At 65.6% G+C, this 9,779-nt stretch carries 12 protein-coding genes; all 12 read right to left on the bottom strand.

The genetic code is table 11. The annotated features are described in order from the left end of the window. Nucleotides 1–146: 146 nt before the first annotated feature. Nucleotides 147–1,136 (bottom strand): prolipoprotein diacylglyceryl transferase, encoded by a 990-nt coding sequence (lgt, locus tag CXY77_RS08475; protein WP_233197321.1) that lies wholly within the window; start codon nucleotides 1,134–1,136, stop codon nucleotides 147–149. 105 nt (nucleotides 1,137–1,241) lie between these two features. Beyond that, nucleotides 1,242–2,051, bottom strand: coding sequence for a tryptophan synthase subunit alpha (gene trpA / locus CXY77_RS08470; protein WP_199181904.1), 810 nt, complete (start codon nucleotides 2,049–2,051; stop codon nucleotides 1,242–1,244). 35 nt (nucleotides 2,052–2,086) lie between these two features. After that, a complete protein-coding gene (gene trpB, locus CXY77_RS08465; protein WP_104090378.1) occupies nucleotides 2,087–3,313 on the bottom strand; it encodes a tryptophan synthase subunit beta in 1,227 nt (408 codons plus the stop codon). Further along, on the bottom strand, nucleotides 3,314–4,084 hold the full coding sequence (trpC, locus tag CXY77_RS08460) for an indole-3-glycerol phosphate synthase TrpC (protein WP_092340080.1): 771 nt from the start codon (nucleotides 4,082–4,084) through the stop codon (nucleotides 3,314–3,316). A 19-nt stretch (nucleotides 4,085–4,103) separates the two neighbouring features. Beyond that, complete coding sequence (locus CXY77_RS08455; protein ID WP_092340079.1) at nucleotides 4,104–4,325, bottom strand: DUF6704 family protein; 222 nt, start codon at nucleotides 4,323–4,325, stop codon at nucleotides 4,104–4,106. A gap of 74 nt (nucleotides 4,326–4,399) precedes the next feature. Next, entirely contained in the window at nucleotides 4,400–5,086 is a 687-nt protein-coding gene (locus tag CXY77_RS08450; protein ID WP_092340078.1) for a Trp biosynthesis-associated membrane protein, read from the bottom strand. Further along, complete coding sequence (locus CXY77_RS08445; protein ID WP_092340077.1) at nucleotides 5,086–6,642, bottom strand: anthranilate synthase component I; 1,557 nt, start codon at nucleotides 6,640–6,642, stop codon at nucleotides 5,086–5,088. The genes CXY77_RS08450 and CXY77_RS08445 overlap by 1 nt, the downstream gene beginning before the upstream one ends. Continuing rightward, nucleotides 6,639–7,004 (bottom strand): phosphoribosyl-AMP cyclohydrolase, encoded by a 366-nt coding sequence (hisI, locus tag CXY77_RS08440; protein ID WP_092340076.1) that lies wholly within the window; start codon nucleotides 7,002–7,004, stop codon nucleotides 6,639–6,641. The genes CXY77_RS08445 and hisI overlap by 4 nt, the downstream gene beginning before the upstream one ends. Continuing rightward, complete coding sequence (gene hisF, locus CXY77_RS08435; protein WP_104090381.1) at nucleotides 7,004–7,765, bottom strand: imidazole glycerol phosphate synthase subunit HisF; 762 nt, start codon at nucleotides 7,763–7,765, stop codon at nucleotides 7,004–7,006. Before hisF ends, hisI begins: the two co-directional genes overlap by 1 nt. 24 nt (nucleotides 7,766–7,789) lie before the next feature. Then, complete coding sequence (gene hisG, locus CXY77_RS08430; RefSeq protein ID WP_092340074.1) at nucleotides 7,790–8,629, bottom strand: ATP phosphoribosyltransferase; 840 nt, start codon at nucleotides 8,627–8,629, stop codon at nucleotides 7,790–7,792. Nucleotides 8,630–8,700: 71 nt separating this feature from the next. After that, the gene (locus CXY77_RS08425) at nucleotides 8,701–8,964 is read right to left on the bottom strand and encodes a phosphoribosyl-ATP diphosphatase (RefSeq protein ID WP_092340073.1); all 264 of its coding nucleotides are present in this window, start codon (nucleotides 8,962–8,964) and stop codon (nucleotides 8,701–8,703) included. Next, nucleotides 8,961–9,644: a ribulose-phosphate 3-epimerase gene (rpe, locus tag CXY77_RS08420; RefSeq protein WP_092340072.1), complete on the bottom strand. Its 684-nt coding sequence runs from the start codon at nucleotides 9,642–9,644 to the stop codon at nucleotides 8,961–8,963. Before rpe ends, CXY77_RS08425 begins: the two co-directional genes overlap by 4 nt. Nucleotides 9,645–9,779: the final 135 nt, after the last annotated feature.

Genomic DNA, 9,779 nt, shown 5'->3' with positions numbered 1-9,779 from the left:
GAGACCGTCCTCACGAAATGACTGGCAGTAAGGGACGACGCTGGCCCGAAGGAGATGTGTGCGGAATATAACGCTTGCCCGGTTCGGGTCAGGCCCGCATTCGGGCGGCGCTACGTGTGTGTTGGCTGGATGTCAGCGAACGAACTCTACAGACGCGAAGCGCTCGTGCTTGTGGCTGGAGCCTCGGGTGATTCGGTGCGTTCATCGGCATCATCGCTCTGATCCGCGGAGCTTTGATCAAGATCATCCGAATCGCTGTCCTCAAATTCTACCCCAGCGTCCGGACCAATCCATTCCCGACCGGGCACATAGGCGCTGGGCTCGAGGCCGGGGTGACGGTGACGCTGCACCAGAATAATGATCAGACCGACGGCAATGGCCGCCATGGCCGCCCAGACGTTAGTGCGGATTCCGAAGTAAATCTCGCTCGGGTCAATGCGAATCGATTCAAAAAAGCTGCGACCCAGTCCGTACCAGATGAGGTAGGCGCCCAGGGTTTGCCCGAAACGCAGGCGAAACTTGCGTTCCAGATAGAGGATGACGGCAACACCAAGCAGGTTCCAGATGATTTCGTAGAGAAAAGTCGGGTGGAACAGCGTGCCGTCCGGCAGCCCCACCGGGAATGCCGGGTTGCTTGGGTCAATTTCCAGGCCCCACGGCAGGCTCGTCGGCAGCCCGAAAAGTTCGTGGTTGAACCAGTTGCCGAGCCGGCCGGTCGCCTGGGCGACGAGCAGCGCGGGTGCGACGGCGTCGGCGAAGGTCCAAAAGCGGATACCGGCCAGGCGGCAGCCGATCCAGGCACCGACGGCACCACCGATCAGGGAGCCGAAGATCGCGTTGCCGCCCTCCCAGATATACAGGGTGCGGAGCAGATCGGCTCCCTCGAAGAAGTAGTCGCCCGGGTGGGTGAGCACGTGGTAGATACGCGCACCGACGATGCCGAGCGGCACGGCCCAGAGGATGATGTCGAGTACGACTCCCGGCTCGGCGCCGCGCTTGGTGAGGCGGCGCGACGTGATGATCGTCGCGAGGATGATTCCGGCAAGGATGCACAGCGCGTAGGCGTGAATGCGGAACGGACCGAGGTCAAAGAAGCTCCACGCGGGGCTCGGGATGCTCGTGCTCAGAAGACTCAAAGACACCTGGGTACTACCTTTCATCGTGACTCACGCCACCTGGGGCGAATCGATCGCCTCGAACAATTTAGCGTAGAACGCGCCTGGATCTACCGAAGTGACAATTTACCGGGGCGGCGACGGCGGGCGAATATCGTTCGCGCCGGCGGCAAGTTCGAGCGCCAGGCGGGCAACGGCGGGTACTCCCCCGTCGGTGAGCGCTTTCACGAGCGCAGAGCCGACGATGGCGCCGTCGGCGTAGCCGAGAATCTCACGGACCTGCTCGGGGGTGGAGATGCCGAGGCCGACGCAGGCGCTCGTGCAGCCGGCGGCGCGCAGGCGTTCCACCAGGGTACGAGCGGCGGCATCGACGCCCGCGCGAGCACCGGTGGTACCCATCGTTGAGACGGTATAGACAAATCCGCGGCTGGCTTCGATCGCCTGCACCAGGCGGGCATCGGACGAGGACGGCGCGGCCAGGAACACCCGGTCGAGTCCGGTGCGCTCGCTCGCGGCCATCCAGTCGGCGGCTTCATCGGGAATGAGGTCGGGGGTGATCAGACCCGCGCCCCCGGCGGCCCGGAGGTCATCGGCGAAACGCTCAGCTCCGTACTGAACGACCGGGTTCCAGTAGGTCATCACCAGAACGGGCGCGTCGACCTGCTCGGTGATGGCCCTGATCGCTTCAAAACCGTGGCGGAGTTTGAACCCGTTGGCCAGTGCCTGCTGGGTTGCCGCCTGAATGACCGGGCCATCCATCACGGGGTCGGAGTAGGGCAGGCCGAGTTCGATGATGTCGACGCCGTTGGCGACGAGGGCCACCGCCGCGTCGATGCTCTCGTTCAGGGTGGGGAAACCAACCGGCAGGTAGCCGATGAGGGCTCCCCCGCCCTCGGTCCGGCGGCGGGCAATGGTCTGTTCGACCGAGCTCACCATGCCGCTCGTCGTTCCATGTCGAAAAACGGGGGTGGTCATGACTGGTCAGCGCCTTCGTCGAGGAGGTCGAAGTACCGGCCCGCTGTTTCCATGTCTTTGTCGCCGCGACCGCTGAGGTTGACCAGGATGGTCGCTTCAGGGCCGAGCGCACGGCCGAGTTCGAGGGTGCCGGCGAGGGCGTGCGACGACTCGATCGCGGGGATGATGCCCTCGGTGCGGCTGAGCAGGCGCAGGGCGCTCATCGCCTCGTCGTCGCTGATCGGCAGGTAGGTGGCCCGGCCGATGCTCGCGAGCCAGGCGTGCTCCGGTCCGACCCCCGGATAGTCGAGGCCGGCCGAGATGGAGTGGGAATCGATGGTTTGGCCGTCTTCGTCCTGCAGCAGCATGCTGCGGGCGCCGTGCAGTACTCCGGGACGCCCCTTGGTGATGGTGGCAGCGTGCCGCGGCGTGTCAATGCCGTCGCCGGCCGCCTCATAGCCGAACAGGGCGACATCCGGGTCGTCGAGGAAGGCATGAAAGATGCCCATGGCGTTGGAGCCGCCGCCGACACAGGCTGTGACAGCATCCGGCAGGCTGCCGGTCAGGTCGAGCACCTGCTGACGGGCTTCTTCACCGATGATCTTCTGAAAGTCACGCACCATGGCGGGGAACGGATGCGGGCCGGCCACGGTTCCGAAAATATAGTTGGTGGTCTCAACGTTGGTGACCCAGTCGCGCATGGCGTCGTTGATGGCATCCTTCAGGGTGCGCGAGCCGGTCTTGACCGGAACGACCTCGGCACCGAGCAGGCGCATCCGGGCCACGTTGAGGGCCTGGCGTTCGGTGTCGACCTCGCCCATGTAGACGACGCACTCCAGCCCGAAGAGGGCGGCGACGGTGGCCGTGGCCACGCCGTGCTGGCCGGCTCCGGTTTCCGCGATGACGCGGGTCTTGCCGATGCGCTTGGTGAGCAGGGCCTGGCCCAGGGCGTTGTTGATCTTGTGCGAGCCGGTGTGATTGAGATCTTCGCGTTTGAGGATGATGCGGGCGCCGCCGGCGTACTCGGCGAAGCGCGGAACCTCGGTGATGATCGAGGGGCGACCGGCGTAGTTGACGTTCAACTCCATCAGGGCCGCGGCGAAGGCGGGATCGTTCTTGGCGAGTTCGTATTCCGCCGTGAGTTCATCGAGCGCCGCCACGAGGGATTCGGGCACGAACCGGCCGCCGAAGCCGCCGAAATACGGGCCGGACTGCGCACGCAAGGATTCTTTTCGCAAAGACATTTAAACCGCCAAAAACTCGGAGAGGGTTCGGATGGGGTCGCTCGTGACGAGCGCTTCGCCGACCAAGACGACGTCGGCGCCGGCTGCACGGTAGTGCGCGACGTCGGCGGCAGTCTTGACGGCGGATTCGGCGACTCGGATGACGCCGGACGGAATTTTGTCGGCCAGAGTCTCGAAGAGGTTCTGGTCGAGTTCAAAAGTGGACAGGTTGCGGGCGTTGACCCCGACCAGGCTCGCACCGATGTCGAGTGCGCGGCTCACTTCGTCGCCGCTGTGCGTTTCGACCAGGGCGGTCATGCCGAGCTCACGAATGAGATCGTGGAGGGAGACGAGGGTGGCCTGATCGAGCGCGGCCACGATCAGCAGCACGAGGTCGGCGCCGGCTGCGCGCGCTTCGAACACCTGATACGGGGTTCCGATGAAGTCCTTGCGGAGGATAGGAATGCCCACCGCAGCCCGCACCTGTTCGAGGTCGGTCAGTGAGCCGTGAAAGCGGCGACCCTCGGTTAGCACGCTGATAGCGCTCGCCCCGCCGGTCTCATAGGAGACAGCAAGTGCTGCCGGGTCGGTGATGGCCGCCAGGGAACCGCGGCTGGGGCTGGCCCGCTTGATTTCCGCGAGAATCTTGACGCGATCAGCCGGGGCCAAGGCCGCCAGCGCGTCGAGTGCGGGCGCGTGGGCGCGCGCCGCCGTCTCGACGGTCGCCAGCGGGCGAGTCAGGAGGCGTTGTTCGGCATCGGATACCGAGCCGGCGAGAAGTTCTTGAAGCACAAGGTCTCTTTGCAGCCGGTCAGTGGCCGGGCGACGTGGCATTGACGCCGTAGCCGACCTTGCTGAGTACGTAGCCGACGATGACGCCGGCGATGAGCAGTCCGAAGGACGCCCAGACGAGCCAGACCAGCTCGAAGAAGAAGGCTGTGGTGCCGATGGTGAAAGCGGCCAGCATGATGATGACCGCGGTCCAGGCCGCCGGGGAGTGGCCGTGTCCGGGATCTGACAGATCGATGCTCATGGTTCTCCTCGTAAATACGTTAACACTGCGTGCGTTGACCAGCGGGTCAAGTCTAGCGGAGCGACGGCCCGCCTTCAGCGAGCGGTCGGGTCTTCACCGCGACTGAGATCGTCCCAGTCGCCGACCGAGTCGCTCGCGGCGGTCGGTGCGGGCGGCGAGTCGCCGACGAAGGGCGCAGCCGGCACGGAACCGTCGGCTGAGGCGACCGATTCAAAACGCACGGCCTGGTACTTGCGGGTCGGGCCAGGCCAGCGCGCGCTGGTCAGGATCACCATCACCCCGGTGGCGGCCATGAGTACCGCCGCCGCCATGGCGACGTATGGCCACGGCGTGACAACTGTGCCGAGCACGCTCAGCTGAATGGATTCATGTCCGGCGATGCCCGTCGCTGCGGTGACCGCAGCGGCACTGGCTCGCGATGGGTCGTCGACCGCGAGGAACGCGGCGAGAAACACCGACACCCCGAGCAATACCTCGAGGGCGCCGAGCACGATGCGAATGAGCCGACCGGCAATGGTGAGGGCACCCGCCAGGGCGAAACCGCAGAGCGCGAGTGCCGTCAGCGCCGGCGCGGCGATGGCTCCGTCGATCTGCAGCACCTGGGTGCCAGCGTCGGGAAGTCCCACTTCCGCGTGGACCCAGACCTGGGTCCAGGCCAGCAATGCCAGTGCGCTCGCACCCAGAATGGTGAGGATGAGAATGAGTTTGAGCCGACGGGGCGACATCCGTTTGGCTGTTTCTGTCGGGGTATCGGGCACCATTAGAAAACCCTCCGCATCGCGTTGGCCACGGCGACCGCACGCAATGGTGCGGCGGCCTTGTTCTGGGATTCCTGGTACTCGGAGGCCGGGTCGGAATCGGTGACGACGCCGCCACCCGCCTGCACGCGGGCGATGCCGTCCTTGATCGTCGCGGTGCGAATGGCGATGGCGAGGTCGGCGTCACCAGCAAAGCCGAAGTAGCCGACCACTCCCCCATACACGCCGCGCTGGGCCGGTTCGAGGGCGTCGATGATCTCCAGAGCCCGCGGTTTCGGAGCGCCCGACAAGGTTCCAGCCGGGAACGTGGCGCGGAAGACGTCGATCGCGGTTTTGCCGGGCACCAGGTTGCCCTCGACCGAGGAGACCAGGTGCATGATGTGACTGAAGCGTTCGATGCGCATGAACTCGGTCACTTCAACGGATCCGGCCGTGCAGACCTTGAGCAGGTCGTTGCGGGCCAGGTCGACGAGCATGAGGTGCTCTGCACGTTCCTTGGGGTCACCGGCTAGTTCGATCGCGTAGTCGGCGTCGGCATCCGGTGTGGTGCCGCGCGGCTTCGAGCCGGCGATCGGATGGGTGAAGACACGTTGGTCTTGAACCTTGACGAGGGCTTCGGGTGAGGACCCGACGATCCAGTACGGGTCTCCGCTCGGTGTTTCCAGGCTCAGCAGGTACATGTACGGGCTCGGATTGAGGCTGCGCAGCACCCGGTAGACGTCGATTGGGTGCGCGGTGCAGACCTGGTCGAAGCGCTGGGAGATGACGACCTGAAAAACATCGCCATCGACGATGTGCTGCTTGCCGATGTTGACGGCGGCGAGAAAGTCTTCGCGCGTGGTGCGATTGCTCGGCGCGCTCGGTGCCTGCAGGTCGACCTCGGCTAGCCAGGATTCCCCGGGCGCGGCGAGGCGCTTTTGCAGGGAATCCAGGCGAGCCGTCGCATCCGCCCACAGTGTGTCTGGCGTGTCGGTGCCGTCGTTCAGGACGTTGGCGATGAGCTGCACGGTGCCGTACTTGTGGTCGAGTACGACGAGGTCGGCGACGAAGCTGAAGGACTGACCGGGTACGTCGTAGTCGGCCGGCGGCTGATGCGGCAGGCGTTCAATCTGACGGATCGCCTCCCACCCGATGAAACCGACGAGGCCACCGGTCAGCGGCGGGTGTTCGGGCAACCGCGGCGTCTGCCAGCGGTCGAACAGATAGGCCAGGGCTGCCAGCGGGCCCAGCTCTGCGGCGGAGCCCAAGGCCCGGTCGGCGGAGAGACCGTAGTCGATCCACCGGGTGTTGTCGCCCTCCTGGGTGAGCACGCCGAACGACGACACCCCCACGAAGGAGAAGCGCGACCAGATGCCGCCCTGTTCGGCGGACTCGAGCAGAAAACTGCCCGGCAAACCGTTGGCCAGCTTGCGGTATATGCCGACCGGGGTCTCACCGTCGGCGAAGAGCTCCCGAATGACCGGAATGACCCGATGCGCGTCACGGAGGGCATCGAACTGGCCCCGGGTTGTGGAGCCGGCGGTGCGGGCGCCCGTTACGGCCGGGGTGGTGGCTGTCATTCCGTGGGCCTTTCCATGGAGCCGGCACCGAGGTCGCGCCCGTCGAAACAGGTGCGCGAGCCGGTGTGGCAGGCCGCCCCAACCTGGTCGACCTGCACGAGCAGGGTGTCATTGTCGCAATCGAAGGCGGCCGAGTGTACGTACTGGGCGTGGCCCGACGTGTCGCCCTTTCGCCAGAATTCCTGCCGGCTGCGCGACCAGAAGGTGACGCGCCCTTCGGTGAGGGTGCGGCGCAGCGCCTCGCGGTTCATCCAGCCGAGCATGAGCACCTCGTGGGTGTCCCACTGCTGAATGACGGCGGGCAGCAGGCCGGATTCGTTGAAGACGGCGGCGTCAAGCTGGGTAGTGAGTTCGGCGCTCATCAGCGCACCAGCATTCCGGCGTCGGACAGCTCGCGCTTCACGTCGCCTACGGTCAGTTGTGCATTGTGAAAAACGGATGCCGCCAGCACGGCGTCCGCGCCGGCGCGGATAGCGGGGGGAAAGTCTTCGACCCGGCCGGCGCCACCGGAGGCGATCACCGGAACCCGACTGTTGGCCCGCATGAGCGCGATCAGTTCGGTGTCGAAGCCGGCCTTGGTGCCGTCGGCGTCGATCGAGTTGACCAGGAGCTCCCCCGCGCCCAGCTCGATCGCCTGCCGAGCCCAGGCCACGGCATCCAGGTCGGTCTCGGTGCGACCGCCGTGGGTGGTGACGATGAAGCCGCTCTCGGTGCGATGGGAGCGCTTCACATCGAGGCTCAACACGAGTACCTGGGCGCCGAACCGGTCGGCGATCTCATTGATCAGGGCCGGTCGGGCGATCGCGGCGCTGTTGACGCCGACCTTATCGGCACCGCTCGCCTGCAGGCGCGAGACGTCTTCGACGCTGCGAATACCGCCGCCGACGGTGAGCGGAATAAACACCTGCTCGGCCGTGGCTCGCACCACGTCGTAGGTGGTCGCGCGGTTGTCGACCGTGGCCGTGACATCGAGGAAGGTGAGCTCGTCAGCGCCCTGCTCGTAGTACCGGCGCGCAAGTTCGACCGGGTCGCCGGCATCGCGCAGGTTCTGAAAGTTAACACCCTTGACGACACGACCGTTGGCCACGTCGAGGCAGGGAATGACGCGCACACTCAGGGTCATGCTGTTTATCCTCTCGCGGGGTTCTTAGAGGCGGGCGTTGTGAATGGTGGTGACCAGAATGGCCCGGGCGCCGAGGGCGTAGAGGGCATCCATCACGTTGTTCATGTCGAGGCGGGCGATCATGACGCGCACGGCGGCCCACTCCGGGTCGTGCAGCGAGGACACCGTCGGCGATTCGATGCCCGGAGCAAGCGCTGCCGCAGCGTCGAGCAGGGCGACCGGAATGTCGTAGTCCAGCAGCACATACTGGCGGGCCACGAGTACGCCCTGCAGGCGGCGCAACAGGGTATCGATGCCGGCCTTGTCGTTGGTGGAGCTGATCAAGACAGCGGTGGACTCGAGAATGACCGGTCCGAAGATTTCGAGGCCCGCCTTGCGGAGGGTCGTGCCGGTGGAGACGACGTCGGCGACGGCATCCGCTACGCCGAGCTGAACGGCCGATTCGACGGCGCCGTCGAGTTCCACGAGGTCGACGGTCACTGAGTGGGTGGCGAGGAAGCGTTCAACCAGGCCGGGGTAGCTCGTGGCGACACGCAGACCGTGGAGGTGCTTCAGCTCGGTGAAGCGGCCAGCCGGACCGGCGAAACGAAAGGTGGAATCGCCGAAGTCGAGACTGGCGATCTCCACGGCTTTGGAGTGCGAGTCGAGCAGCAGGTCGCGGCCGGTGATACCGACGTCGAGGGCGCCGGATCCCACGTAGGTGGCGATGTCACGGGGGCGCAGGTAGAAAAACTCGACCCCGTTGCGGGGGTCGGCGGTAACGAGGTCGCGCGGGTCGCGACGGCCGGTGTAGCCGGCTTCGGTGAGCATCTGCGCGGCGGTTTCAGACAACGAGCCCTTGTTGGGCACGGCAATTCTCAGCATGGGGGTACTTTCTCGGTTTTGGATCACGCGACTATTCACTGATTTCGAGCCAGCTGGTGCGCTGGCGCGGGTCACAGATGTCGGTAGATGTCGGCCGGAGAGAGCCCTTTGGCGATCATCATGACCTGCAGGTGGTACAGCAACTGGGAGATCTCAGCGGAGGTTTCGTCGTCGCTCTGAAACTCGGCCGCCATCCAGACTTCGGCGGCTTCCTCAACAATTTTCTTGCCAATGGCGTGCACGCCGGCGTCGAGTTCGCGTACGGTACCGGAGCCCTCTGGACGGGTGGCGGCCTTGTCGCTCAGTTCTACGAAAAGGTCATCAAATGTTTTCACGACTCTAGGTTACCCGCACCGTGACGGTGGCTGGCCGCGCTCTGGCGCAGCAGGGCGATCTGGGCGGCCGGATTCTCGGCCCCGAACACGCTGGAACCGGCCACGAAGGTGTCGGCGCCGGCCGCGGCTGCGATCTCGATGGTCTGCGCGGTGATGCCGCCGTCGACCTGCAGCCAGACGTCGAGGCCGCTGTTCTGCACCGTTGTTCGCAGCTGGGCAAGCTTCGGCATGGTTTCGTGCATGAACCTCTGGCCACCGAAACCGGGCTCGACGGTCATGACGAGCACCTGGTCGAATTCGGGGAGAAGGTCGAGGTAGGGCGTCACATCGGTGCCGGGCTTCAGCGCGAGACCGGCGCGGGCGCCGATCTCGCGCAATTTTCTCGCCAGCGCGACCGGTTCTGTCGTGGCCTCGGCATGAAAGGTGACCGAGTAGGCGCCGGCCTCGGCGTAGCCGGGCGCCCAACGCTCGGGGTCGTCGATCATCAGGTGGATGTCGAGCGGCAGCGGCGAGACCTGCTGCAGCCGTTGCACCATACCGAGTCCGAAGGTGAGGTTCGGCACGAAGTGGTTGTCCATGATGTCGACGTGCACCAGATCGGCCGAGCGGATGCGACCCAGCTCGCTCTCGAAATTGGCGAAGTCGGCGGCGAGGATGCTCGGATTGATGCGGGTAGCCATCCGCTCAGCTTATCGAGTGTGCGATCGGGCTAGGACTGTGCGGCAATCGCGGCGCCCGACGGCTGGGGGCGCACCCACGGGCGTGACCGCGCACGATCTGAGTGGCCGCTACGGTAACGGGCCTAGCGCGCACCC

Source organism: Cryobacterium sp. N21, from assembly GCF_002929575.1.
GTDB lineage: Bacteria > Actinomycetota > Actinomycetes > Actinomycetales > Microbacteriaceae > Cryobacterium > Cryobacterium flavum.
This window is presented reverse-complemented; position numbering and strand designations above follow the sequence as displayed.

Bases quoted from the DNA above. Each gene is read 5' to 3' on its own strand.
- trpA (WP_199181904.1), bottom strand. From the start codon at position 2,051: ATGGTGAGCTCGGTCGAACAGACCATTGCCCGCCGCCGGACCGAGGGC.
- trpB (WP_104090378.1), bottom strand. From the start codon at position 3,313: ATGTCTTTGCGAAAAGAATCCTTGCGTGCGCAGTCCGGCCCGTATTTC.
- CXY77_RS08455 (WP_092340079.1), bottom strand. From the start codon at position 4,325: ATGAGCATCGATCTGTCAGATCCCGGACACGGCCACTCCCCGGCGGCC.
- CXY77_RS08450 (WP_092340078.1), bottom strand. From the start codon at position 5,086: ATGGTGCCCGATACCCCGACAGAAACAGCCAAACGGATGTCGCCCCGT.
- CXY77_RS08445 (WP_092340077.1), bottom strand. From the start codon at position 6,642: ATGACAGCCACCACCCCGGCCGTAACGGGCGCCCGCACCGCCGGCTCC.
- hisI (WP_092340076.1), bottom strand. From the start codon at position 7,004: ATGAGCGCCGAACTCACTACCCAGCTTGACGCCGCCGTCTTCAACGAA.
- hisF (WP_104090381.1), bottom strand. From the start codon at position 7,765: ATGACCCTGAGTGTGCGCGTCATTCCCTGCCTCGACGTGGCCAACGGT.
- hisG (WP_092340074.1), bottom strand. From the start codon at position 8,629: ATGCTGAGAATTGCCGTGCCCAACAAGGGCTCGTTGTCTGAAACCGCC.
- rpe (WP_092340072.1), bottom strand. From the start codon at position 9,644: ATGGCTACCCGCATCAATCCGAGCATCCTCGCCGCCGACTTCGCCAAT.